This is a genomic window from Oligoflexus tunisiensis (assembly GCF_001748245.1).
Lineage (GTDB): Bacteria > Bdellovibrionota_B > Oligoflexia > Oligoflexales > Oligoflexaceae > Oligoflexus > Oligoflexus tunisiensis.
In genome coordinates this window covers 718,788-744,501 of sequence record NZ_BDFO01000001.1, presented here as the reverse complement: position 1 = coordinate 744,501, position 25,714 = coordinate 718,788, and the positions used below count along the sequence as shown (strand labels likewise).

The window sequence follows — 25,714 nt, the reverse complement described above, 5'->3', positions numbered from 1 at the left end:
TCTAAAGCAGGGTTCCGCGCAGGATCAAACTCGCCATCGTAAAGTAGATGAGGAGACCGCACACGTCGACGAGCGTCGCCACGAACGGCGCCGAGGCCGTGGCGGGATCCAATCGACATTTTCTCAAGGCAAAAGGCAGCATGGAACCTATCAGACTGCCCCAGAGGACGACACCGACGAGGCTCGTCGCAACCGTGGCGCCAATCAAAAAGTAATGTTGACCATACATCTCTTCGCGATTCGGCCAGAAGGCAATACGCAGAAGACCAAAGGCCCCCAGGATCAGACCGAGGGCACTTCCAACAATAATTTCGCGTCCCAGCACCTTCCACCAATCACGCAATCGTACTTCGCCGAGAGCCATGGCCCGCACCACCAGGGTTGAGGCCTGGGATCCTGAGTTGCCGCCGCTGCTGATAATCAAAGGAATAAAAAGAGCCAGAACCACAGCGCGGGCGATTTCATGTTCATAGTAGCTCATGGCCGTCGCTGTGAACATTTCACCGAAAAAAAGCAGAGTAAGCCAGCCGCCGCGTTTGCGAATCATGCTGAAGATATCGATCTTCAGATAGGGCGCTTCCAGTACCTCGACACCCGCCATGCGCTGGATATCTTCGGTTGCTTCCTCTTCGACGACATCGACGATGTCATCGGCGGTCACGATACCTTTCATCCTTCCCGCGCTATCGACGATGGGAATCGCCATCAAACCATGATTGGCAAAGAGTTGCTTCAATGCCTCCTGATCCATGTTTTCATCGGCTGCAACCAGATTGGTGCGCATGATGTCCTGCACCAGTTTTTGATCCGGGGCCAGAAAGATTTCCCGGAGCGAGACAGCGCCGAGGAGTTTCTGATCGCGATCGAGCACATAGATGAAACGGAGGTTTTCCAGATTCTCGTGAGCCTGCTTGCGCAGATAACGGAGGGCTTCTCCCACCTGCATATCCGGGCGGATCCGGGCAAAACGTGGGTTCATCAGACCACCGGCCTGGTCCTCGGCATAGGCGAGCAGGGCCGCCACTTCCTTGCCCAGACGGGGGTCCAGCTCGGCGAGCATGGCATAACGAAGTTCAGGTTCAAATTCCTGAATCAAGTCAGCCAGATCATCAGGGGGCAGAATGCGAAGCCAGAAGCGGCGTTCAAACACGGGCAGGCTGATTAGAAGTTCGGCCTGTTCATCGGTTCGCAGAGTCTGAAAGAAGTCTTCCGCCGACGCACGATCCAGCTTCTGGAAGGCTTTCAGACGATCTTCGGGCGAGAGGTCAGCCCACGTTTCACGCAGTGCGTCCGTGTCATGATCCTGCATTTCGTCTTGAGTTTCGTCCAGGCGTACCATGCCACCCTCTTGCCTCACGCTTATGGAAGCGTAGTATGGCTAGTCTTCGACCCCAGCTTTGTCAAGGCTAATCTCCCGTCGTCTCTGGACTTTCGGCTCAACCTCAAGGTTTCGAGAGAGGAAATTTTTGCCTCGCAAGAAGTCATTCTGACCTAACATCCAAAATTGTTTGAATCTTCACCTGAGTGGTATTTCCCTTTATACTGTGTTGTGCTATCAAGCCCGTGAACTTCGTATAAGCTGAAAATTGGTTCAGCGTTTCTACCAGGCACCGTAAATGCTTGACTATGAGGATCTTTGCATGCGTTTAGCGTTTGTATTGGCTGCGCTTTTTATCGCAGCCTGTGGCCCCGCAGCCGATCCAGGATCACATCTGAGTGCGCGACCGACAGCCGAGGAAGGTCGCTACCCCATGGCCCCGGACGAGTCCATGACCCCCGGCACCACCTGTCAAAGCCCAAGTGAATACCGCTACCCTGAACGCATCCCCTACTGCAACCGCTCCGTTTCCACTTCGCACAAAAACAAAATCATCAAAACTTACGATAAGACCTTCAACTATACGATCGGCAGTATGCCGCGAAATGATTTTAAAATCGATCATTACATCCCACTTTGCATGGGAGGCAGCAACGATACGGCCAACCTCTGGCCTCAGCATAAATCCCTTTATGTTTACACCGATTCGCTGGAACAAAGACTTTGTTTGTATCTCGAGCGTGGACGCATGAAGCAGGTCGATGCCATCGCCTATATGAAGTATGTGAAGAATAATCTGGATGCCGTGGAAAGTGTTGAGGATGAAATCGAGTCCACCTACGGCCACCTCTGATCACCCAAGCTTATCAGGCTGAACGTCAAGGGAGGCCTGTTCCCCAGACCACTCGCAGATCCTGCGGGTGGTTTTTTCGCTGGCCATAACTTTCTGACTGGTTGGCCCCCTCCTGTTTTCCGGCTAAAAAGAAGGCGGTGCTTTAACCTTTCACGGAACAATCCATGTCACAGAATAAGCAGTCCCCTCTGGCCGCCCGCTATCGACCCGAGCAGGCCGATGAATTGATCGGACAGGAAAAGGTCTGGGCACCTGGCACGGCCCTGTGGAAGCTGGTTCACGCCGATCAGTTTCACGCGCTGCTCTTTTGGGGGCCGCCGGGCACGGGCAAAACCAGCCTGGCCCGTTTGATCGGTCGTATCGTCAAACGCCCTGTCATCGAATTGTCCGCAGTGGAAGCCGGCGTGAAGGACATCCGCGAGGTGATCCAGCGCTCACGCGAAGGCCTTGAGCTGGGCGACAAGGCGGAAATACTTTTCCTCGATGAAATTCATCGCCTCAGCAAGAATCAACAGGACAGTCTTTTGCCAGCGGTGGAAGCCGGCATCATCAAGTTGATTGGTGCGACCAGCGAAAATCCTTCGTTTTCCGTAAATAACGCTCTTCTTTCGCGGTCCCTGACCATTCCCATGCAAAAGATCAGTACGGAGGCTCTGGCTCAACTCTTTACCCGGGTCGCGCAGCGCGAGGAGCGAACGCTGAATCCTGATCTGGCGCTGATCCTGGCACGCGCGGCGGATGGGGATGCACGCGCCGGTTTGAATCTTTTGGAAGCTGTGCTGGGTGTGACCCGGGACAAGGCGGAAATCACCGCCGAGGACATGCAGCCGATCCTGCATCTCATTGCCCGGCACTACGATCGTTCGGGTGATTTTCACTACGATCTGATTTCGGCTCTTATTAAAAGCATCCGGGCTAGCGATCCGGATGCCGCCCTCTATTATCTGGCTCGCATGCTGCATGGCGGTGAGGATCCTGTGTTCCTGGCCCGCCGTCTGGTGATTGCCGCCAGTGAAGACATCGGCAACGCGCACCCCACGGCTCTGGTGGTGGCGCAGGCCTGCCTTTCCTCCGTCAAGGAAATCGGCATGCCCGAGGCGCGGATCATCCTCGCCCAGGCCACGACTTATCTGGCGTCGAGTCCCAAATCCAATCGCAGTTATCTCGGCATCAACCAGGCACTGGCTGTGGTGGAAAAAACCGGCGACCTGCCCGTGCCCATGCATCTGCGCAATGCGCCGACGCGCTTTATGAAAGAGATGGGTTATGGTCAGAATTATACCTATGCCCATGACAATCCGCAGAAGGCGGCGCAGCAGTCCAACCTTCCGCCGAATCTCGGCAAAGCGCGATTTTATGAGCCTTCCGAACATGGCGCCGAGAAACAGATTCGGGATTTTTTGGAAAGACTGCGCCCGGGAAGTCAGCGTAAGTAGGGGCCGCAGGCTCGGCGGCGGCAGCTTTTCACGGCTGCGGAACTTGCCTAATCCCACCGGAATGATCCGTGCTATGATGGTTACAAAATCCATGAGGAGCACGGAGTGAATAAGGTTCGGATCATTCTTCTCACCTGGGTCTGGGCAGTTTTTTCCCAGCCCTGCGCCTGGGGCAGCAAGGTCCCTGAGAGGAAGGATCTGCAGCATATCCGCACTTCGCTCTTCGACGATCCTTGTAAAACAGGGGAACGCGCCTCCAACCTGATGCATGCTCTGCATCCCGAACGTCAAACCCAGGCCTGGCTCGGAGCGGCGGCCCTTGCTGCGGAAGGACACTGGCTCTGCGAGCAGCCGGAAAAGGCCGCAGACCTCGCCCGCAAGGCCCTGCCCATCGCCTTCGCTGCCCAGGATCATCGCGCCATTACCATCCTTCATAGCGTGATCGCCGGCGCCGAGGAATATGCTGATCACTATGAAGAGGCCAAGGCCGGATTTCTGAAAACCCTGGAAGAGGCCCGCAAGGCCAATGATCCAAGCCTTCTGGCCTATTACTATAGCGTGACGGGCAACTTCTTCGATCGCAATGGCGAAGAGCGTTTCGCTTTTGAAGCTTATCAAAACGCCCTGGCTGCCTTTCAAAGTCTGCCGAAGGATGAACGCTACTACGATTTCATCGCCAACATGGGGACGCTTTATACCTCGCTGGGAGGCGAGAAGATGGAAGCCGGTCGGGCCATGCTGGAAGAGGCCCTGGACTGGTTCACCCGCAATAAAAAACGCTATGCGACCTATTACATCCTGGATGCCATTGCCTATCATCATTATGAACAAAAGCGATTGGATGAATCCTCTGCCGTTCAGAAAAAGGCCCAGGCCGTGGCCCAGTCGCTGGGTTATCAGCATCTCGTGGCTCATTCGGATCTGCGCCTGGGACGCAATCTGATCGAGGACCAAAAGCCGCGGGAGGCGCTGGTCTTTTTACAAAAGGCGCTGCCGGTCTTCCGCCGTCTGAGTTTTGATTATCAAATCGGTCCCACGCTCCTGGCGATGGCGCGTGCCTGGCTCCTGGATGGTCAGACTCAACCGGCCTGGGAAGCTTGCCAGGAGCTCGAGCAGTATTTCGGTCCCCAGGGTTCGCTGCACATGCGCGTAACCTTCCAAAAGGTTAAAGCTGATGTTCTGCAGGCGATGGGCCGAAGCCAGGAGGAACTCCTCACCCGGCGTCAGCTGGGCGAACTCAGTGACAAATACTGGCGGGAACGGAATGCGGTCACGATCGCACGCATGGCTACCAGTCTTGAACTCCAGCGTCAGGAACATCAGAACGTCCTTCTGCAGGAACAGAATCGTATTCAGACCCTGGAGTTGCAGCAGTCGCAAAGACTGCACCGTACGGTATACATCAGCCTCGTAGGGCTTTTGATTCTGGCCGCTGCCGCGGGCTGGGCTCTGATGAAAACGCGGGACGCCCGCAATCAAAAGCTGCGGATGCAAAGTCTGATCGAACAGGAGCAGGCCCGCACCACCTTCTTTCATAATACCTCGCACGAGCTGCGCACGCCCTTGACCGGTATCATTGGCTTTATTGATCTGATCCGCTCCGGGCATTATGGAACCGTGAATGAAACGATTCAGGGTCAGCTCGACAAGGCCAAACGCCTCGCGGAATCGCTAAAAAACCAGGTGAACATGATCCTGGACCTGGCGAAATCCAAACGCGGGGAACTGAGTCTGGCGCCTGTCCGTATCGATCTGCATAGGCTGCAGCATGATATCGACGACCTGGCGGAAGGCCTTTTGCTGCGTTATCCGCATTCGCAATACGATTCCCGCCTGGATTTGAAAAGCGGTGAGGCCAACTTCGTTCAGGATCGTGAGAAGATTTATACGATCGCCCGGAACCTGATCGGCAATGCCTTCAAGTTCGCCAAACCAGGGCGCACCAATCAGGTGACGCTGCGGCTCGAACGGCTCGCCGGTGAATTGATCCTGTCCGTGAGCGATACCGGTATCGGCATCGCCCCCGATCAAAGGCAAAGGATCTTCGAGGAATTTGCTCAGGTTGAATCCGATGCACGGCGAAAATATGAAGGCACGGGCCTGGGTCTGTCGCTCGTGAAGCAGCTGATTGATCTGATGCATGGCCGGATCGAACTGGATTCAACACCGGACAAAGGCTCGCGTTTCCGGGTCTGGATTCCTGAGAGCGCGGAGCAGCTTTTAACGGTGACGGAACAGGAAAAGCCGCTGATGGAAACCTCGCGGCTGGAGCGCATCCCGACCAATTCCGTGCCCCTGCCAGCCCATGTGCGCATGGCGTCACCACTGCTGGCGGATCCCGGCACCTTCCACATCCTGGTGATCGATGACCATGAATCCAACTGTGAAATACTTGCGGAAATATTGAAATCAGAGGGCTACCGCACCTCGATCGCGATCGGCGGCAAGGCCGGGATGGATGCGATCGTGCATCTGCATCCGGACCTTGTGATCCTGGATCTGATGATGCCCGATATCTCTGGGGAGGATGTTCTCCGTTTTGTGCAGGGTCGTGAGGATCTCTGCGATACGCCTGTGATCCTGGTCACCGCGCGGGCCAGCGAGGATGATCGCCTCATCGGACTTGAATGGGGTGCGGATGATTATCTGGCGAAGCCGATCAACCCTCTGGAATTGACCCTGAGGGTGCGCAATCTGGTGGGTCGCATTCAGCTGCAGCGCTATCAAAATGATCAGGAGCAGCGCGATCGCATGGTCCAGCTCGGGGAAATTTTCACCGATCTCAGTCATGAAATCAAAAGCATTCTGACCAGCTCGCGCGCGACCGAGCAGCTGACCGACCAGGAGCTGCGGGCCATCCTGCGGCATAATCCCTTGGATACCACGTTTCGCGAAAGCCTGCTGGATAGTCTGCTGGAGCGCCGCCCCACTTATGATTTTGAAAAGCGGGCTCAGGCTCTCGTCCTGCCGGGACCCGAGCAGCCGATTCCCGATAGCCTCCGTCAGTTGCGTTTCCTTCTGGCGCGAACCAGCATTCCCATCGTCGAACTGCAGGATCAATGGAAAAGATTGCAGAACTGGTCGCCGGCGGACATGGCGAGCTTCACGCATACACTGGATTTGATCTTTTCGTTCCAGGAGCTCCTGCGGGTGACTGTGGAAGCCCAGCGCCTCATGCGGACCATCCTGGCCTTTCACCAAAGTCCTCTGCTGCAGACCGAGATCTATGCGGATGAAGCAGTGGCGGGCACGCTGCTCCTCCTGCAAAGGCGTCTTGATAAAATGCGCATCCGGGTCTTTACCGATGTTCCCCACATCAAGATCGCCATTGGCCTGGCCACCCTGCAGCAGGTATTCCTGAACCTTCTGCAGAACGCCATGGATGTGATTGAATCCCATGTGGCCGAAGACCGCTGGATTGAAGTCTTCGGCATCATGGACTACGAAACCAAAATGCTGCGCATCGGTGTGAGCAATGCCGGACCGAAAATTGATCCGCTCCTGGCACGACAGATATTTGAGCGCGGCTTTTCCACCAAAGGACGTCGCGGGAGTGGACTCGGTCTTCCGGTTTCACGGCGCCTCATCAAACGCTTTCATGGCGACCTGGAACTCGATGAAACGGCGGAGACCACGACCTTTGTTCTGACTCTGCCTTTGGCCGTCCCAGGCAGTGGTACGTTGCGCCCTGGCAATCAGGCTTCCTGACGGCGCTCTTATACTTCATATAAAACAATAATGTTGTCCCATAATATCTATTTTCAAAAAGAAGTCAGCGGTCGCATGATGAGCAACAGGACTGAGGAATGACCTCCTTCTTGTTTATCCATCCCCCTATCTGCCTTCTTTACTGCTTGTATCTCCTCTTTTTTCCCCAAGTCATCCTGGTCCTAAAAAACCACTCCCTTTTTCTCTCAGGCCTTTTTCAGCTTGCCTGCTTTAAACTGAAGCGGATATTCGAGTCAAAGCGGTCACACGCAGCCGCCTTGCAGGAGTTATATTCCATGCCAAAAAAAACGAGATTTCAACTCGGCTACATTCTCCTGGCCGTCCTGGTTGCCATGTTGATTCAGAATCAGTGGTTTCAGGCGACTCAGGTCCGCAATATCCCTTACAGCGAATACCTGGAGATGGTTCGCAGCAACAAAGTGGCCGAAGTTACGGTCACGCCCACGCATATTCAAGGCAAGCTGAAAGAGGCTGATGGCCAGGGGCCGCAGCAGTTTGTCACCACCCGCATTGATCCGGAGCTCAGCAAGGATTTTGAAGGCACGGACACCAAAGTCTACGGACTGTTTGAAAGCAATTTCCTTTACGATCTTCTGGCCTGGATTGTGCCGGCCGTGGCTTTCTTTGCCATCTGGTTTTTCATGATGAAAAGACTCAGTGGGAAGGGCGGGCTCGGCGGCGAGTTCATGGCCATCGGCAAGAGCAAGGCCAAGGTTTACGTGGAAAGCGATACCAAAGTCACTTTTCAGGACGTGGCGGGCGTTGACGAAGCCAAGCATGAATTGCAGGAAATCGTCGCCTATTTGAAAAACCCGGCGGAGTATTCCAAACTCGGCGGCCGCATGCCCAAAGGCATTTTGCTGGTCGGACCTCCCGGCACCGGCAAAACCCTATTGGCCAAGGCTGTCGCTGGTGAGGCCGGTGTTCCTTTCTTTTCGATCAGCGGTTCTGAATTTGTGGAAATGTTTGTCGGCGTCGGCGCCGCGCGTGTGCGTGATCTGTTTGAGCAGGCCCGCACCAAGGCACCGGCCATCGTTTTCATCGATGAGCTGGATGCGCTCGGCAAGTCCCGGGCTGCTGGGGCGCTTGGTGGCGGTCACGATGAAAAGGAGCAGACGCTGAACCAGCTCCTCGTGGAGCTCGATGGTTTTGATTCGACGTCTGGTCTGATTCTGCTGGCGGCCACCAACCGCCCGGAAATCCTGGATCCTGCTCTTCTGCGGGCCGGCCGTTTCGATCGGCAGGTGCTGGTCGATCGTCCGGATAAAAATGGACGGGTGGAAATTCTGAAGGTGCATCTGCGCAAGATTAAATCCCTGGGCACGGATGTGGAACTGGAAAAAGTGGCTGCTCTGACCCCAGGTTTCACGGGAGCGGATCTTGCCAACCTCTGCAATGAAGCGGCGCTGATTGCCACAAGGCGGCGCGCGGAGCAGGTGGAACTCGCTGACTTTACCGAGGCCGTGGAACGGATCGTGGCCGGTCTGGAAAAGAAAAATCGCATACTCAATGAAACCGAGCGTCGCATTGTGGCCCATCATGAGATGGGCCATGCCCTGACGGCCGCGGCCTTTTCCACCACAGATAAAGTGCATAAGGTCTCGGTGATCCCACGCGGTATCGGGGCTTTGGGCTATACCATTCAAAGGCCCACCGAGGATCGGTTCCTGATGACCCGAGAAGAGCTGGAAAATCGAATTGCCGTTTTGCTGGCCGGGCGTGCCGCTGAAAAGCTTATATTCAATCATCTGTCCACGGGCGCTGCCGACGATCTGGTCAAGGCCACCGACATTGCCTGGAACATGGTCACCCGTTATGGAATGGAGGAATCCCTGGGCCACGTGACCTTCGAGCAGGATCAGCCGAACTTTCTCGGTGCAAGCTATGCCGCAAAACGGTATGGTGAGGAGACTTCGGAGAAGATCGATCTTGCGGTCCGAAAGATTCTCGACCGTTGTTTTTCACGCGCTCTGGAAATGTTACGTGAGGGTCGCGCGATCCTCGAGGAGAGCGCCCAGCTTCTTCTGGCCAAGGAAACACTGAAAGAAGAGGAGCTGGAAGTCTTTTTCCGACGATTGCGCGAGACGCTTGATAAGGTGGACAATGGACAACTGGATCAACTACCATCATCTGTATTACTTCAAGACAATCGCAACGGAGGGTGGCATAGCCAAGGCGGCGAAGAAATTGCGCCTCGGGCAACCGACACTCTCAACTCAGTTGAAACAGTTTGAGGATAATCTGGGACAGATCCTGTTTGAAAGGCGTAAAAAGCGCCTTTATTTGACGGAAGCCGGACGCATTGCCCTGGATTATGCGCAGGAAATTTTCAAACTCGGCGACGAGATGCTCGATGCCTTGAACGATCGTTTACAAAAGGATCGCATCGAGGTTCAGTTTGGGATCCTTGACAGCGTGCCCAAACATCTCGCGCTTCTGCTTATTCAGCAGGCCCAGTCGGTACAGAATTGCATCGTCTCCATTCAGGAAGGACGCGGGGATATGCTCCTGCGTGAGCTGAAGGCCCACCGCCTCGATCTTCTCCTCGCGAATGAATCGCCTCCGGTGATGGATGGACAGGGGCTCCATGCCCGGCGCGTGGCCCGCATGCCGGTGGTGATTTGCGGCGCGAAACAGTATTTGCCGCTTAAAAAAGGCTTTCCAGCTTCCCTGACCAATCAGCCCTTTATCATGCCGCTGGCCACCAATCGCCTGCGTGTGGACCTGGATCACTTTTTGAAGATGCAGAATATTCGCGTCGATACCGTGGCGGAAGTTCAGGATACCAGCCTGCAGAAACTGCTTGGGGCTAATGGGACGGGGCTTTTGCCCTTGGCTCGACCTGCGGCGGAGGACTTTCTGAACAGCAAGGAACTTTATGTGATCGGCGAGCTGGACGGCGTCCACGAGGATCTCTGGCTGGTGGCCGGTGACCGAAAAATTCAGAATCCGGTGGCTGCGCAGCTGATGCGTTCCTTCAAGGTCGATGGTGAGGCGCGCTGAGCTACAGACGTTCGCACGCTTGCGTCAACCGGCCTTGGCGCTCGTGGTCTGGCGCCAGCCATCCCAGCGAATGATAACAAAAGCATAGTCATCCGCTGCCTTGCGATTCTGCCAGATGTTGTCCGTTTGTTTGAGCAGCTGCTGTTTGATGAGATCCGGTTCGCGCGAGACTTCCAGTATCCGGGCCAGATCACGCGGATGCAGTTTTTCCCCTTCCGGCCCTTCGTTTTCAATCAAGCCATCGGTATAGAAGAAGAGGATATCACCCGGCTGCAGCTGCAGACGCTGGACCTTGAAAATAGGATCCCGGTGAAAGCCGAGCGGACTGCCGCGACCCAGGAGGGGTTTCACCTTGTAGTCCGAGATAATAAAGCCATTCGGGTGACCGGCGTTGATGAAGGCCACCTCACCCGTGCGCGAGTCAAACGAGACAAAGACCATGGTCATGAACTTATCGACCTTGGCGGCCGTATCGTACACGGCGCGGTTCACGCAGTTGGCGAGAATCTCCGTGGTCTCCGTGAGGCTCATGTCCCGCTGCACAGCCTGCAGAGTGGCGATCGATCCGTAAACGGAACCGGCTGCCGTTCCTGTGATCAAAGCGGATGATACACCGTGGCCCGTCACATCCCCGATAAAGAAGTAGGCACGATCCCGGGTATCCTCTTCATAGTAACCATACCAGTCCCCCCCGGTGTGATCGGCGGCCTTGAAATAATCCGCGACCGCAAAGGAACCAAGACGCTTGATGGTGGGGAAGAGCGCCTGCTGCACAAGCTGCGCTTCCTTCAGGGACGCTTCCAGGGTGTGGGCCTTTTCCGAAAGCTCCAGGCGTCCGGCCGTGGCCTGACCGACGAGTTCCAGAAGGCGCAGACGTTCCTGTGTGAAGACATGGGAAGAGACGCTGTTTTCCAGATAGATGATGGCGATCAGTTCCCGCTCGGCACCGCTGCCGATTTCGATGGGAATACAGGCGAGGGAACGCACCATTTTTTCCATCACATAGGGATCGCGCTCCAGACCAGGAATCGCCTTTTGAGGCACCTGGGCATCCGCCACCACCACCGAACGTCGCGTGCGGATCACATAGTTCACAAGGCTTTTGCATATGGTGTCGAGAGCCATAAAGCCCTTGTCCGCCTGGGTGATGACGCTATCATTGAACGATTGCCTGACGCGATAGGTATTGTCATCAAAGCTCTTGAGAATGAAGTGACCACAGTCCGCACCGGCGAGATGAACGGAACTGGAAAGAATGCGGGTCATCAAATGGGCATCGGTCGTCTCCCGGGTCATTTCCGAAAGGACCCGCTGCAGATACTGGAGGTCATAGGAATTCTCAGCCACCTTCAGGCCATGGCTGGGTGATTCCGCCAGCTGCCAGCTGCGATAGTGTTCCTTCAATCGGTTCACCAGTTTGGTGGCGCCCCATCTTTGATAGGCTTCAAAGGCCTTGCGCAAATAATCCTGAGCCAGGGTATGCAGGCCAAGACCGTGGAAGAGACAGGCCAGCTGTTCACAGGCAAGTCCCAGATCCTGCTGGACCCCGGCTTCCTCGGCGGCGCGAATCGCATGAGCATAGGATGCGAGCGCCTGCAGCGTCTTGCCTTGCAGCCTTTGCAACTCAGCTCGCAGAAGGTGATAGCGGTGCGCCTGGTTCTGCGGCACATACTTCATCCAGCGTTTGAAAATGCGCACGGCATTTTTCAGTTTCAGGATACTGGACCATTTCGCTTTCAGCCCATTGGTAGCCGCGCGAGCCAGCAGGATGCCGGCATAGAAGCGATAGACGGACATGCCGTAGGACCCCATCGCCGACTGCTTATGCTTTCGGGCCATGGTTTCAAAGCGGAACCCTTCCTGCAGATCATGATAGAGCGTGCAGAGAACAATACTGTTGGTGGCATAGTAGAATGTGAAGTCGGGAGCCTTGACCAGAAGCTCAGCATGCTTGCGATGATCAAAGATTGGCCCCAGCATCGCTGTCGTTTCTCCGCTATCCAGACAGAGATTCATCAAGGTCTGACGGGCCATTTCCGTATGCGCATTTAAATAATTATGATGCAGATCACCCACCATGCGGCGATACTCGGTCACCTCCTCTTCCAGTCGGAGAAGCGAGCTGCCCGCATAAAAGCTGTAATGACAGTAGAGGTTGATGGCATGGATCGCGAATTCGTATTCGCCGTATTCGACTCCATTGCGGAAGGCCTTGAGAAGACCGATCAGGCTGTGCCGCATGGGTTCCGACCAGGGATAAATAAAGGAGTGCAGCATGTGATCCACACGGCACTGCTGCTGCTTGTCCTCGAACTGGCGAACCAAAGCCTCGGCATAACGGGCGAGGCGGAAAGCATCACGATAGTGACCAAACACAGACAGAAGAATGGTTGCGAGGCCGGCATAGGCAAACGGCATCGATGGCACATGCCCGTGTTTCAGGCCGAGTTCAAAACCTTTCACGGCCAGCACCGGCATCAGATTGGGTCGCACCAGATAGGCCGCTGAACCCACCCGGGTGGCAATCCGGATGGCGGCGGCACTCAGGAGATCATGCGAGTGCCCGACGTTTTCCAGACGGCGCAGATAGTTGGTCGTCTTCATCAGGGCAATGGCCCGGATCAGATAGCACCCCACACGGAAGGTTCCCGGGTTGCGCGGAAATTTAAAACCGAAGTCGATCAAAACCGGTATCGCATAGTCCAGAGCTTCCTCAAGATCGCGGCTCATGATCTCGGCAATCTTCATCTCATGGAAGACGATGGTATCCACCTTGTCACGGGTATGCTTAAGCGCCTCCTCGACGATGGCCTGCTGAAGGTCCTTGTTCTGGTTCAGGAAGGCTCCGATGGCCATCTCTTCATGAATGGCCAGGCACTGGCGATAGTATTTTTCCCAGGGATTGTCACCGAGATACAGGATGGCCTTCCGCAGATAGGCAAGAGCCTGGGCAAAGGATGCGGAAAGACGAGCCTTGCGAGCGGCTCCCAGGTTCATCTCGGCGAGACGAATGTCCTCGCAGGGCTGACTGTGATCCACACTATGGTTGAAGTGATCCACAATGGAAAAGAGGCGATCCTGCTGCCCGCTTTCCGCGACCTGCAGCATATACTGTTCCGCAATGGCCCGATGCACGGAGCGCTTCACATCCGCGGTCAGCTCACCCGAGGCGACCTCGCGAATGGCTTCATGCGCGAAGCGCAACGTGCCTTCCATCACCAGACGTTCGGATTTATCCGTGCCCTTCTCCCGGGACTCATCATTGACCACAAAGACAAGGCCGCGCTCACACGCCCGCGCGAGAGCCGCACGAACCGTTTCAATATCCTGACCGGCGACGACCTGCAGATCATTCACCCGGAATTCACGGCCAATGCAGGCCGCCATGCCGATGAGATCCACATCGCCCGGCTGCAGTTTTTGCAGCTGGAGGAGGACGTGATTGACCATGCTGTCGTTGATGGTCCACTGCTGGGCGATCGACAGATTCCAGAAATAACAGAAACGGCGGTAATCGAAGGAGATGGCGCCCTGCTCGGTCAATCCCTGGATCATGTTGCGGACAAAGAGAGGAATGCCGCCGGTTTTTTGAAAGATAATGGCCGCCAGATCCTCGACCCGGTCCTGTTCCATCATGAAGAGTTCCGCCAGAAGGCGGGAGATATTGTTCGTCGACAGCGGATGCAGATGCATGACCGCATGATGGACGAACGCTGTCTGCAAAAGATTGGAAAGATTTTCCACCCGGCAGCGGACGTTTTTGGTGTCCGTGGCATAGGTGAAGATCAGGAAAAGATGCTCCGCCTTGTCCCCGCGAAGGATGGCATCCAGCATATCCAGCGTGCCGCTGTCGAGCCATTGTCCCTGCTCAAAGATCAGAATCAGAGGATGCTCACGCTGGCAGAAGGTTCGAATGAAATTGCGCAGGGTCATTTCAAAGCGGATCTTTTCCTCTTTGGGCGGCAGAGTCGGAATATCCTCAGCATTGCCAAGAACCAAAGCCAGGTCCGGACAGAGCTGAATCATCAGCGCAACGTTTTCACCCACGCTGTCGAAGATCTTCTTCCGCCAGGCGAGCATCTCACGCTGGGGTTTTTGCAAAAGGTGATGCACGAGCTCATCGACCGCTTCCATGATCGGGGCAAAGGGCCGGGTCGTCGTGTCAGGAACAGAGGAACCCCGGGCCAGAAGACAGCCGCTGACCTTGCTCAGGTCGTTGATGTGCCCGAGCAGACGGGTCTTGCCGATGCCCGCCCGTCCTTCAACCAGAAGGGAGACCGATTCTCCCGAGATGAACCGCTGATAGACGGCATCCAGTTCGGCGATTTCCACATCACGGCCATAGATCCGATCCGGGAATCGCAGATCATCCGGCACATCCCGTGTGCCGATCGACAGCATTTGATCAGGAAGATTGGCCTGTGACGACGACAGTGCTTCGCGAAGATCCTGCAGCACGCCCCAGGCGGTCTGATAACGTTCCGCAGGCTGTTTTTTGCTGAGCCTGGCCACGATTGCGGACACATAGGGCGAAAAATTCAGCACGCGATCGACAAGCTGATCGGCAATGACGGTCATATGCCAGTGGCTGCATTCATCCTGGCTTTTTTGCATCGTACTCAGTTCCCCGCCAAAGAGCTGATAAAGAGTCAGCCCCATGGAATAGAGATCGCTGCGCTGATCTGCGGGCTGATTGCTGGCTCCGGTCTGTTCGGGCGCCATGTATGGCCAGTGAACGGGATCCGGTTCAAAAAGCAGAGGCGGCGTCGCATCCCGTCGCGATCGACTGCGCATATGACTCGCATCGAGGAACATGAAACTGCGATCATCATCCCGAACCAGACAGGTCCAGGGATTGAGATTCAGCAGGATATAACCTCGCTTATGCAGCTCGACCAGAGCCTCAACAAGATTCACGGACAATTCAAGGCGCGTGGCCACGGTATGTCCAGGTCGCTGCAAAACCTGTGACAAAGGGGTCAGAGCTGGACAGATATAAAGCGCCCAGCATTCCTCGGCATCCTGTTCCCAGGCCTGGGCCTCGGGAAAGAGCGGCAGGGAAAGCGAACGCAGCAAGGCGAATTCACTGCGGAGACGGCCCACGCTTTCATGGCGAGCCGGAATGATTTTCACCAGAAAATTTTGGCCATCGCTTTCCCGCACCGCACGCACAAGGCGGTAGGGAAGGCCCGGAAGCTCCAGGCTATCCACGATGTTCAAACCAAATTTCCCAATCCGCGTCATGCTTCCTCTCGGCGCCCCATGCGCGTCACGCTTTCTCTCAGGCGAACCCTGCGAAATCAATAAAGGGCCTGCTTCGCTATCGGAGCTCATGGGAAGGAAAGTAAGGGGCGGGTGTGCGGCGCGGGAATGTGCCAGCCGTGGGAGGACGGCCGGCACTGGGAAAAATGGCGATTATAGGTTTTTGACCAAACGCGAAACGATCTCCATCGCTTCCACCGTATCCGGATCCTCCGGCACCAGGGCAAAGCGCATGTAGCCTTTAACCCCTTCGCTTAACCACTGGGAGGGGCTGGTGATCACGCCCTCTTCAGCCAGGCGGAGACAGAAGGCCACATCATCCAGACCACGCGGCACGCGGCACCAGAGGTAAAACGTGGCTTCCGGTTTGTGATCGATCATGCCGAGTTTTTGCAGGTATGGCATGGCGAGGTTAATGCGATTGGCAAAGATCTGCCGCCGCTCCGCCACATGCGTGTCGTCCGACCAGGCGATGGCCGCCGCTTTTTGCAGCATGGTGGGCGTGCCCACACCGAAGTTGGCTCGCGCGGTTCCGATGAGCGGCATATAGCGGGCATCACCGATCAAGAATCCGCTGCGATAGCCGGTCATGCCCGAACGCTTGGAAAGGCTCTGGAAGGAATAGACGTTCCTTGAAGTCAAGCTGATCGGAGTCAAAGGCTTTTGACCCTGACGATCCCAGGCCGGATCATAGATATCGATGTAGCAATCATCGGCCAGCAGCACGACATCGCGTTTTTCACACCATTCGATGATTTTTTCGAGATGCCCCTTCTTCAGTACCGCACCGGTGGGGTTATGAGGATAGTTGATCCAAAGAGCCGCCATTCGGGATTGAATGTCCTCGGGCAGAGTCCAGGGTTCCATCTGAAAATCATTTTCAGCCTTGAGGGGCATCGCATAGGGAACGCCGCCCGCATAAAGCGCCGAACTGCGATACACGGGATAGCCGGGATCGGGATAGGCGATGATATTTTTCCCGCCAGCCCGTCCCACGAGACAAAGCGCGATATGAAAGATCGCTTCCTTGCTGCCATTGGTGGCCATGATGTCAAAACCCTGGCCGGCCTTGATGCCGAAGTTCCGGTTGCAGTATCCCCAGATGGATTCAATCAAGTCCGGTCCACCCCGGGTGGCCGGATACTGGCTGATCGGGGTCACGCTCTGCGCCACAGCCTCACGGATCGGCGCCCAGGTCGGGATTTTGGGATCACCGGTCCCAAAATCGTAGACCTTCTTGTTCTGACTGATCAAACGCTGCCGAATCTTCGACAGTTCTTCCATGGGATAATTGGGCAAATTGAGCGTGACTTCATTCAGACTCATGCATTCTCCTTGCAAGACGCTTCAGCGGCCACCGTAGGGCGTTGTGCCTTGCCCGAGGTGATTGCGAACCTCCCAGATATCCGGAAAGGCGCTTTTATTCAATGTGGATTGCAGGTAGCGGGCGCCGAGGGATCCACCGGTTCCGGCCAGGTCGCCGATCATCCTGCGAACCATCTGCACATGACGGTATCTCCATAGTATCAAAAGTTCATCCAGATCGACGAGCGCTTCCAATGCCAGATAAAGGTGATAATTCTGGGCCGGATTCTCGTAAATATCGGTAAATAGCTTCACGAGTTCGGGGTGACTGTTGTGAATTTGCGTCACATCCCGTTCCAGAACATCCTTGGGCACGGGAAAGCCCTGCCTTTGCAAATAGCGCAGGAAATGATCGTAAAGCGTCGGCTCCTGCATGGCGGCCTGAAGCTTGGCCGATGCCGCCGGATCATGGGAGAAGAAACGCAGATGAGCCGGATTCTTCATCCCAAGGCGAAACTCAAACTCACGGAACTGATAGGATTGGAAACCGCTGGCCGGATTCAGGTTTTTGCGGAAACGATTGAACTCGGTTGGAGTCATGGTTTCCAGAATATCCACCTGCTGCAGAAGAACCTTCTGTATGGTCGTCACCCGATGCAGCGCCTTGGTCATCGGCAGGATGTCGTCCTGGGTCAAGGTTTCCTGACAGTGCTTCACCTCGTGCAGAATCTGTTTGAACCACAGTTCGTAGACCTGGTGAATCACGATAAAAAGGAGTTCATCATGTTCCTTCGGCTGCGACAGTTCCTGCTGCAGACCGAGAAGCTCATGCACGTGAAGATAGCGGCCATAGGTCAATGTTTCAGGATTGGGTTGGACGAAATTATCGTAGGTCATCGCGTGTTCTACCCATCTTGTTGGTGCTGAACACTTGTATATCCCAGGTGGGAGCTGCTGTCGAGGCAGCCCCCCGGTATTTTAAGGCTTACTGGATGACGGCCAGCCATTCCAGTTTTTCGGTGTAGGGGAACATGTCAAAACATTCAAGCTGGAGCAACTTATGACCGGCTTTGGTCAGATCCACCAGATCGCGGATAAGGGTTTCGGCTTCACAGGACACATAAATCAAGCGGCTGCCCGGACGCTGATGCAGACCGTTCAGCACGAGTTCGCGGGCGGCCGGGGCCAGTCCACGACGCGACGGATTGGCAACGATCAGCTCGGGTTTTGCCGACCAATCCGGGAATCGACCGTCCAGGTCTTCCACGCGGCCGGAAATATAGGCCGGACGGGCAGCGGCAGGGATTGCGTTGCGCACACAGTTGGCTTCGGCATCGCGAATGGCCTGCGGGTTCTCTTCAATCCCCAGCGTACGATAGCCCGCCTGGGCCAGGAGGAGCGAAATCTGGCCGGTGCCGCAATAAAGGTCCCAGGCCACAGCATCGCCCTGGCGATGACCGGCGATCTGTTCCACGCGACGATAGATCATCTCCGCGGTCCAGGGATTCACCTGGAAAAAGCTGGTCGGACCGATCTCAAAGGTCAAACCGCAAAGGGATTCACGCAAACCTTCGGCCCCTGCGAGCTTTTTGGTCAAGGAACCAAAGATGGCATTGGTGCGGCTCGGATTGATGTTTTGAAAGGCGGAGACGATCAGGTGGCCCTTCTGCCGCAAACGCAAAACCATGGCTTTCAGTTCAACCTTGTCCTTCTCTTCCCGCGTGACAAAGGTCAGCATCAGCTCTTCAGTTAAATGCGTGGCGCGAATGGCCAGATAGCGGAGGTCGCCGCTATGGGTTTCTTCACAGTATGGCTGCAGATTCGAAGCCTCGAGTTCCGCCTGCAGATCAGGCAGCAGACGATTGATCGAAGCGCGGTGCATCGGACATTCCTTCAGATGGATCACCTGATGGGAATTGGCCGCAAAAAGTCCAATGGCAAAGCGCTCACCAGCCTCGGGTTTGACGGCAGCTTCACGGGCATGCCTTACGGCAAGCTTTGCATGCGCGCGATAGCCGGTGGAACGTGGTGAGGCCACAGGATTGATCACGCTCACGCCTTCCAGCAGCCCCTGTTCGCGGAACTTCTGCAGCGCGGCCTGATATTTGTGATGAAGGCTATGTTCGTAGTTGCCATCGACCGGACTGTGGGTCCCGCAGCAGGATTCGTCCTGGGCAGGGGCGGCCGGGCGTTTGCTCAAAAACTGTTTGCTATGATCGTTCTTCCACCGTTCACTGCGAAAAATCTTGGCTGTCGAGCGATGTGTTTTGGCTACTGTCATGGCTTATCTTTAATTGAGGAGTGGATTAACCAGAGCGCCAAGGAAGGGGCGCAGGGGCCTTTTATTACCACTCCTGACAAGCCAGGAAAACACTTTTCCTTCAAAAGCAAAGCGGGTTCATCAGTAGATCCAGTCGTCACGCTTGACCGGCAATCGCCCGGATGACACGTTCAGCTGGCGACGGTAGATCTTGACGCCAAGATTCTGCGTCAAGGCGCGCCATGTCGACCACTCCTCCTCCAGCGTTTTCACGGAGTAAGGCGTATTGGGCGACTTGGATCCCTTGGAGAAGGTATAGGGTCCAAAGAGATAGATGGCCGTGTGCCGAATCCATTTGAAGTTGATGTGCTTGGGAGATTCCGGCGGAACCCCGAAGAACACCATAAGATCCCCATATTTAAGGGGGGAATTACGCGGATCGACCTCATAGAATTCGCTGCTGATGACCCGCCAGAGTTCGTCATAGTTGATCATGGCTCGATGATAGCCTTCCTCTTCCTTCACATTGACTGAAGGAGCCCGGGTCAAATGCTGATCAAAGAAGGCCAGCGCCGCATGAAAGCAGTTCGGTCCGCGATAGATGATAAATTTTCCGGCCATTTTTTTCGCAAAGGTGGGCAAGAGGTCATCATCCAAGGTGAGGTCGGTCCCGGCTTTGATCTTGCGGTGAATGCGTGAAATCTGCTCGCGGGGCAGCAGATAGCTCAGCTGATTCCGGAACTCTTTCCAGGTATTCTTTTCACCCGCCAGTTCCTTGGATTTGACGACGACCTGGTGGTGTTCCTTGGAAAGTTCGTCAGCCAGCGCCTGGAAGTTGATGAGCTTGAAGTCATCGGACTGCAACTCAACCTTGACCGAGGATCGTGTCGTGGGCCCCAGTTTTTTAAGACGATCCAGGAGGAGGTTCTGCAGAGCCTCGCTCCGTCCTCCGGAGGCCAGACGCTTCGCCATTTCCGTCACTCCCGATTCGGATCGGGGTATGGTGAGACTGATGGGTTCCACCGTCTCATCCTTCTTGGGATTATAGGCACGCATCTTCAATTTTCGAGACGGTATTGTGATTTTACGGACCCGATCTGTGACAGGCAAAGTAAGACTCGCACGCAGTACATTCAAATCCTGTGTGAAAGGCAAAGTCACAGGGCGCAGGTCAGTGATCGCCATCAGAGGCAGCGTGGACACTGCTCCCACGAAGGTTATCAAACAGGCTTTGGCCAGTCTTTGCATGAAAACTCCCAACCGCTTATTAGCAAAAGGTAAGGATCGATTCCCTTTGGCTTTTCCAGTCTGTGTCGACCGCGATCCCAGCCTTCCCGATAGAGAAAATGCATCTGGGGGATCACCTTGATTCTAACAGATGTGCAGGGGCAGTATTTTCCCAGTGACCTTCGCTATAATGGAACTAGAGGCATGGTCCATCCCTTCGATTTTGGAAGTCACTGAGCCTCTGAAGACTGCATCGAGATTCATACGCATGAAAGGGATTATTCCATGACAACTGTTTTGATCGCTGATTCATGCAAGCCCAGTCTGGTGATGACATCCGAGGTCTTCAAAGACAAGATCATGGGAACAGTCGTGGACGTCGCGGCCACGGGCAAGGAGGCTCTGGACTACCTTACCGCACGACGCCCGGATCTGTGCGTGGTGGACTTTGATTTGCCGGACGTTGATGGGCCGGCTTTGGTGGAAGCCATGCGCCGGGTCTATGATGGGCCGATTCTGATGACGGCCTATCCCAGCGACATCGTAAAACAGGCCGTCGTGGACAATCTCTTTGCTTATCAGGACGCCTCGGCCTGGATTCCCAAGCCGATAAACTTCGATGATCTCTCCGAAAAAATCGATCGTTTTCTTTTGAGCAAACATCGTTTGGAACGCCGCTTCAACGCCAGCTTCATGACCCAGCTCGTGGGCAAGGCCGCCGGTCGGGGCAAGCGTGCTCCCAAGGTGGATGGCAAGGTTTTGAATATCAGCCTCGGCGGCGCCTGTGTGAAACTTCAGGGACCTTTAAAGGTGAAGAAGGCGCAGGAGCTGACCATGTCGATCGAATTGCCGGCACAGGAGGAAGACGGCAAGGCCGCGGCCCGGAAGAAAAAAACTCTGTCCGCTGCGGAATCGAAGATCAAGGCGAAGGTCGCCTGGATCAACTCGAAAGGTGAAGTGGGTCTGCAGTTCGGCAAGCTCAGCGATGTGCAAAGGAAGCAGCTCGAGATTTATTTCAGGACTTTGATGGCGGTTGAAATCTGATTTCGAATCCCTTTCAGCCTCGAACACAACCCAGCAACAAGGCTGGGTTTTTTGTTGTCCCTATCAAGCCTTTCCCAAAAAAGCCGATGGTTAAGGCAGCGAAAAGGGACTTTATGTTGAACCGTATGAAAGCCAATCTCTCCGATCTCGACAACCACTTCGAGGTGGGCGGGAACTATTTTGAGCTGATCGAGTTCTCCCTGCTTCGCAACCTGCCCGGTGGGCGGGTGATCAAAGGCCACTACGGTGTGAACGTGGTGAAAGTCCGCGAAGTCGTGCATATGCCGCGGATCAATCCCCTTTCGTCCTCGGTTCCAGGCATTGCCGGCATCTTTGAACTGCGCGGCATCCCCATCCCGGCCGTGAATCTGTGCATGGTGCTCGGCGATTACCAAAGCCCCATCACCCCCGATCAGCAGATCATCGTCACCGAGTTCAGTCAAAAACGGGCCGGTTTTATCGTGCATTCCACGAATCGCATCCGGCGGGTGACCTGGGACAAGGTCCTGCCGCCGTCGGCGGACAGCAATTCCTCGATCACGGGCATGATGCTGATCGAGGGTTCTGAGTTTCTTTTTATCCTCGATCTTGAAAAAATTATTGCGAGCCTGGAGTCCAAGGCTCACGGACATCATACGATGGAAGCCCTGCCGGATCTTCCACACGGCTTCGATCACGCGGTGCAGCACCACAACCTGCTGAGGGATCGCAACGCCCCGTGCATACTCCTGGTCGATGATTCCAACCTGATCCTGACCAATGTCTCGCGCGCCTTGCACCATGAAGGCTACCGCGTAATTCAGGCAAGAAATGGGCTCGAAGCCTTGCATAAGCTCGAGCAATCGCAGTCCGCTGGCAATGCCGCCGGCCGCGTGCAGGCGATTATCACCGACGTGGAGATGCCGCAGATGGATGGCATCACCTTTATCAGCCGCGTGCGGAAAATGAGTGAATTCGACAGGATTCCCATCTTCCTGCACACCTCACTCGGTGATACCGGATCGCGGGACCTGGGCGAAAAAGCCGGTGCCAATGGCTACCTGGTGAAAAATGATGTGCTGACCATCATTGAAACCTTGAAAAGACACTTTCGGCTCAGCACAATACCGGCATGAGCACCCCGATCTCCACCCGCGTTCTCTTTTTCCTGGTTCTGATCCTTTTGGGTTGGGCGCTGTCGCTGTTCTATGGTTTTGTGAGTCAGCTGCTTTCACCCGGCTGGCTGAGCATTGCCGTCCTGCATAGCATTCTCGCCTGGCTTCTTTGGCATTTTGGCCGCCAGCTGCGGGGCACGGTCCGCTCGGGAGCGCTTGCTTTTCTGCCTGCTGCCTTGATTGTGGGTGGCAGCCTGGGCGGGAGCCTTCTGTCACGGGCCTGGGTCGCTGGCGCTCCGCCGATTGACCCGAGCTGGGATCCAGGTCTGTTAGCGTTTGTGCTCTGGATTCCCGTGGTCGAGGAGGTCGTCTTTCGCTTCGGGATTGGAGGCTGGGCCCGGCAGAAGCTCGGTGATTTCTGGGGAGCCTATGGTTCGGCTCTGGTCTTTGCCATGGCCCATGGGTCCGGCGCCTGGGATCAGCTGGCCATGCCGATGGGCCCTCTGCTGCTCGGCTTATGCTGTGAATGGTTATACGTGGTTTCAGGCCGTTTGACGGCCGCCATGGCTTTGCATGCCGCCTGCAATGCGAGCGGCTGGATTTTCGCAACACTCGATGAGCGCTGGCTCGACTGGCTTCAGGCCTTATACCTGAAGGTTTGAACCGCGTGGGTGCTGTCTATGTGGCCTGTTCTGCCGCCAGCAACTTTTGTGCTAAGGTGGAAGGACGGGATCAATGGAGTAACGCATGCCCGATGACAAGGATTTGATTTTGAATGAAGAAAGTGAGCGTCCCCTGACGCCTGAAGAATTGGCTCGTGAGCGGATGAAACAAATGACCCGCGTGGTCTGTATCTGTAAAGGCATTCCGCTGGGAAAAGTTTTGGAAGCCCTGCCGGGCTGTGATACCGTGGCCGACGTCAATCAGAAGGTCGGCTCGGGTTCCGGTGGCTGCAAGGGCGAACGCTGCGGACCACGCATCAAGATTCTTTTGAAAAAGTACAAGGAACACAAGTCCGGAGGGGGTTAAGTGGACCTGTTTTGAATCGTCCACTGAGCCGCTTCCCAAAGATCCCGCACTTTCACGTGCGGGGTCGCATGACCCTCATACTGATCGCTTTCGATCTGAATTCCCTTCACTCCCGCTTTCAATCCGCATTCGACATCGCTGGCCCGATCGCCGACCATGACGCTGTGCTCCCAGTCGATGGCAAAGTCCTGTCCCGCCTTCTCGATCAAGGCAGTTCCGGGTTTTCGGCAGCTGCAGACCATGGAATATTCGAACACCGAACCCTGGGGATGGTGCGGGCAGTAGTAAATGCCGTCGAGAGGAAATCCAAGCTGATCCTGCAGGCGTTTCTGCAATTCCGCGTGGAAATGATCGACATCCTCGGGCGTGTAATAACCACGGGCGACGCCTGCCTGATTGGAGATGACGATAAGAAGAAAGCCATGATCGTGGAGGAGTTTGAGGGCTTCCGGCACACCGGGGAGGATTTCAAGATCCTCGATGCGATAGACATAACCTGTGTCACGAACGAGAACGCCGTCACGATCCAGAAAAGCAGCCGGTCTACTGATTATTTTTTTGTCCATAAAGCCAGAGTCGATCCATTTCCCGCACTGCAAACCGGGCCGATCGCCTGAGGACCTTCCGATAGGAGGTGGCAACCTCGGCCTGGGCCTCCCCGGCGGCCAGGAGGTAGTTGACATCTTTGATAAATCGTTCGAGATCCCAGAAATCCCGCACGGGCATCAAAAGTTCGATGACCTTGCCGATTTCGCTATAGGATTCCACATTCTTACTTTGCATATAGATCTGCTTTTTACCACAGATCAAATATTTGCGGATCATTCTGCACCCCCTGCGGGGTTTATCGGCAGAATTTGCCGGTTCTCAAGAATGATCCTGGGGTGGGTGGCGACCATCACCGCCACGGGGCCGCGCGAAGCTAAATAACCGTCACCCCCGCAGGGGGGCCGTCGATTCAAGCCTTCGCGGTCTCGGCCGTCTCCACCGCTCCTTCCGTCACCTCATCCTTGTTCTCTTCGAAGTCATGCATGACCGAATGATAGATCCGACGCCACAGCGTATTATCCTTGCGCAGCCAAGCTTCAAACAGCTTGCGCGCGGAGCGGTTCACCATCGCGCGTTTCAAAAAGTAATCCGCAAATTCCTTGGTGTCCTTGAGGTTCTTCAATTCGGCGACATGGTGTGAAAGAACCAGCAGTTCCACGCCGCGGGCGCGCAGGATCAGCGAATTTTGAATGGGATAAAGTTCAACAGGTTGCACGACTTGACTCCTGAAAAATAATCACCAGATAGGCCCCAAGGGCACTGTGGAGCCTGTTTATACCCTGCTTGTGAAAACTTGGTCAAGTTGAACAGTCAACTCTTCCGGCTCTGACAGTCAGCATCCTCCCCGGAAAACAGGCCTTCCGCCTCCAGCCTGCCAGCGGCATTATGTCGGGCTCGATACACCTGGAAGGGGTAAGTTAACTCCTTGGATTTCGGGGAATAACCCAGCACTTCCTTCAGGAAAAAGCCTCGGAAAAACTTCAGCATGAGCTCCCATTCCGGATGGAGTTCGGGCCGGATCTCCAGATGCGAACAATCCACCAGCAGACTCCAGGCGGAATGCCACTGCATCAGGTTATTGGTCAGCTTGCTGCGCAAGGTCTGCAGCTTTTCCTTGGTATCGATCACTGCATCCGCAGCAAACGAGAGTTCGACGACATGCTGCCGAAAATGATTTTGCAGTTGAATGCTGCTGCGAAAATCCCCGGGCTCGACGGGTCCACGCGCTTTGCGCAGACCGATCGCTTCCCAGGCGGCCTCTTCGGATTCCGCATATTCAAAGGGCGTCAGCTCGGAAAATTCCTTGTCGATGCCCCAGATCACGGCCTTCTTCAGGAAAAAACCTGTGAGAACTTTTTCCATACGTTTCAGCGCCGCCTGGATCGCAGGCTTATCCGCATCCAGAGCGAGCCGCAGCTGCGATCCATCGATCACAGCCTTGTAAGGGGAATGCCAGGATTTCAGAGCACCGAGCCAGGTCTGCCTCCAGTTCATCACATCGGCATCGCCGCCCAGAACCGTCGGCTCGGCAAAACGCATGCTGAGAATTTTCTGTTGGTAGTCATGTTCAAAGGTAATATTCATCACTGGCCTTCTTTTCTCGTC

Annotated in this window: 19 protein-coding genes and 1 riboswitch; of the genes, 9 read left to right on the top strand and 10 right to left on the bottom strand. The window is 55.3% G+C overall.

The features are described 5' to 3' along the window. Position 1: 1 nt before the first annotated feature. A complete protein-coding gene (gene mgtE, locus OLTU_RS03370; protein ID WP_141731345.1) occupies positions 2 to 1,339 on the bottom strand; it encodes a magnesium transporter in 1,338 nt (445 codons plus the stop codon). A gap of 211 nt (positions 1,340 to 1,550) precedes the next feature. Next, positions 1,551 to 1,647, top strand: a riboswitch (purine riboswitch). On the opposite strand from mgtE, the gene OLTU_RS03365 reads away from it, so the two are divergent. From OLTU_RS03365 to OLTU_RS03345, 5 genes are all read left to right on the top strand, one after another. Further along, entirely contained in the window at positions 1,641 to 2,171 is a 531-nt protein-coding gene (locus OLTU_RS03365; RefSeq protein ID WP_141731344.1) for a hypothetical protein, read from the top strand. It overlaps the preceding riboswitch by 7 nt. Positions 2,172 to 2,335: 164 nt before the next feature. After that, complete coding sequence (locus OLTU_RS03360; RefSeq protein WP_141731343.1) at positions 2,336 to 3,607, top strand: replication-associated recombination protein A; 1,272 nt, start codon at positions 2,336 to 2,338, stop codon at positions 3,605 to 3,607. Between the two features lie 105 nt (positions 3,608 to 3,712). Next, a complete protein-coding gene (locus OLTU_RS03355) occupies positions 3,713 to 7,315 on the top strand; it encodes an ATP-binding protein (protein WP_141731342.1) in 3,603 nt (1,200 codons plus the stop codon). A 296-nt stretch (positions 7,316 to 7,611) separates the two neighbouring features. Beyond that, the gene (ftsH, locus tag OLTU_RS32610) at positions 7,612 to 9,570 is read left to right on the top strand and encodes an ATP-dependent zinc metalloprotease FtsH (RefSeq protein WP_141731341.1); all 1,959 of its coding nucleotides are present in this window, start codon (positions 7,612 to 7,614) and stop codon (positions 9,568 to 9,570) included. Continuing rightward, positions 9,452 to 10,339, top strand: coding sequence for a LysR family transcriptional regulator (locus OLTU_RS03345; protein ID WP_245676855.1), 888 nt, complete (start codon positions 9,452 to 9,454; stop codon positions 10,337 to 10,339). The genes ftsH and OLTU_RS03345 overlap by 119 nt, the downstream gene beginning before the upstream one ends. A 24-nt stretch (positions 10,340 to 10,363) precedes the next feature. Here OLTU_RS03345 and OLTU_RS03340 read toward each other — a convergent pair whose 3' ends face one another. The 5 genes from OLTU_RS03340 to OLTU_RS03320 all read right to left on the bottom strand — a co-directional run bounded on the left by OLTU_RS03340 (position 10,364) and on the right by OLTU_RS03320 (position 20,414). Beyond that, the gene (locus OLTU_RS03340) at positions 10,364 to 15,583 is read right to left on the bottom strand and encodes a SpoIIE family protein phosphatase (protein ID WP_176736301.1); all 5,220 of its coding nucleotides are present in this window, start codon (positions 15,581 to 15,583) and stop codon (positions 10,364 to 10,366) included. 171 nt (positions 15,584 to 15,754) lie between these two features. Beyond that, positions 15,755 to 16,927, bottom strand: coding sequence for a pyridoxal phosphate-dependent aminotransferase (locus OLTU_RS03335; RefSeq protein ID WP_141731338.1), 1,173 nt, complete (start codon positions 16,925 to 16,927; stop codon positions 15,755 to 15,757). Between the two features lie 21 nt (positions 16,928 to 16,948). Next, positions 16,949 to 17,803 (bottom strand): tryptophan 2,3-dioxygenase, encoded by an 855-nt coding sequence (locus OLTU_RS03330; RefSeq protein WP_141731337.1) that lies wholly within the window; start codon positions 17,801 to 17,803, stop codon positions 16,949 to 16,951. 88 nt (positions 17,804 to 17,891) lie between these two features. Beyond that, complete coding sequence (gene rlmD, locus OLTU_RS03325; protein WP_141731336.1) at positions 17,892 to 19,187, bottom strand: 23S rRNA (uracil(1939)-C(5))-methyltransferase RlmD; 1,296 nt, start codon at positions 19,185 to 19,187, stop codon at positions 17,892 to 17,894. Between the two features lie 120 nt (positions 19,188 to 19,307). After that, entirely contained in the window at positions 19,308 to 20,414 is a 1,107-nt protein-coding gene (locus OLTU_RS03320) for a hypothetical protein (protein WP_141731335.1), read from the bottom strand. A 264-nt stretch (positions 20,415 to 20,678) separates the two neighbouring features. Here OLTU_RS03320 and OLTU_RS03315 point away from each other — a divergent pair, with 264 nt between their 5' ends. From OLTU_RS03315 to OLTU_RS03300, 4 genes are all read left to right on the top strand, one after another. After that, the gene (locus tag OLTU_RS03315) at positions 20,679 to 21,437 is read left to right on the top strand and encodes a response regulator (RefSeq protein ID WP_141731334.1); all 759 of its coding nucleotides are present in this window, start codon (positions 20,679 to 20,681) and stop codon (positions 21,435 to 21,437) included. A gap of 113 nt (positions 21,438 to 21,550) precedes the next feature. Further along, entirely contained in the window at positions 21,551 to 22,552 is a 1,002-nt protein-coding gene (locus tag OLTU_RS03310) for a chemotaxis protein CheW (RefSeq protein WP_176736300.1), read from the top strand. Further along, the gene (locus OLTU_RS03305) at positions 22,549 to 23,193 is read left to right on the top strand and encodes a CPBP family intramembrane glutamic endopeptidase (protein WP_141731332.1); all 645 of its coding nucleotides are present in this window, start codon (positions 22,549 to 22,551) and stop codon (positions 23,191 to 23,193) included. The genes OLTU_RS03310 and OLTU_RS03305 overlap by 4 nt, the downstream gene beginning before the upstream one ends. 85 nt (positions 23,194 to 23,278) lie before the next feature. Further along, a complete protein-coding gene (locus OLTU_RS03300; RefSeq protein WP_141731331.1) occupies positions 23,279 to 23,560 on the top strand; it encodes a (2Fe-2S)-binding protein in 282 nt (93 codons plus the stop codon). On the opposite strand, the gene OLTU_RS03295 is transcribed toward OLTU_RS03300, so the two are convergent. From OLTU_RS03295 to OLTU_RS03285, 4 genes are all read right to left on the bottom strand, one after another. Beyond that, positions 23,557 to 24,126, bottom strand: a complete 570-nt coding sequence (locus tag OLTU_RS03295) for a D-glycero-alpha-D-manno-heptose-1,7-bisphosphate 7-phosphatase (RefSeq protein ID WP_176736299.1) — start codon at positions 24,124 to 24,126, stop codon at positions 23,557 to 23,559. The genes OLTU_RS03300 and OLTU_RS03295 overlap by 4 nt on opposite strands. After that, positions 24,104 to 24,385: a hypothetical protein gene (locus OLTU_RS31760; protein WP_176736298.1), complete on the bottom strand. Its 282-nt coding sequence runs from the start codon at positions 24,383 to 24,385 to the stop codon at positions 24,104 to 24,106. Before OLTU_RS31760 ends, OLTU_RS03295 begins: the two co-directional genes overlap by 23 nt. A 133-nt stretch (positions 24,386 to 24,518) precedes the next feature. Beyond that, the gene (locus OLTU_RS03290) at positions 24,519 to 24,824 is read right to left on the bottom strand and encodes a hypothetical protein (protein WP_141731329.1); all 306 of its coding nucleotides are present in this window, start codon (positions 24,822 to 24,824) and stop codon (positions 24,519 to 24,521) included. A gap of 95 nt (positions 24,825 to 24,919) precedes the next feature. After that, on the bottom strand, positions 24,920 to 25,693 hold the full coding sequence (locus OLTU_RS03285; protein ID WP_141731328.1) for a hypothetical protein: 774 nt from the start codon (positions 25,691 to 25,693) through the stop codon (positions 24,920 to 24,922). Positions 25,694 to 25,714 lie beyond the last annotated feature (21 nt).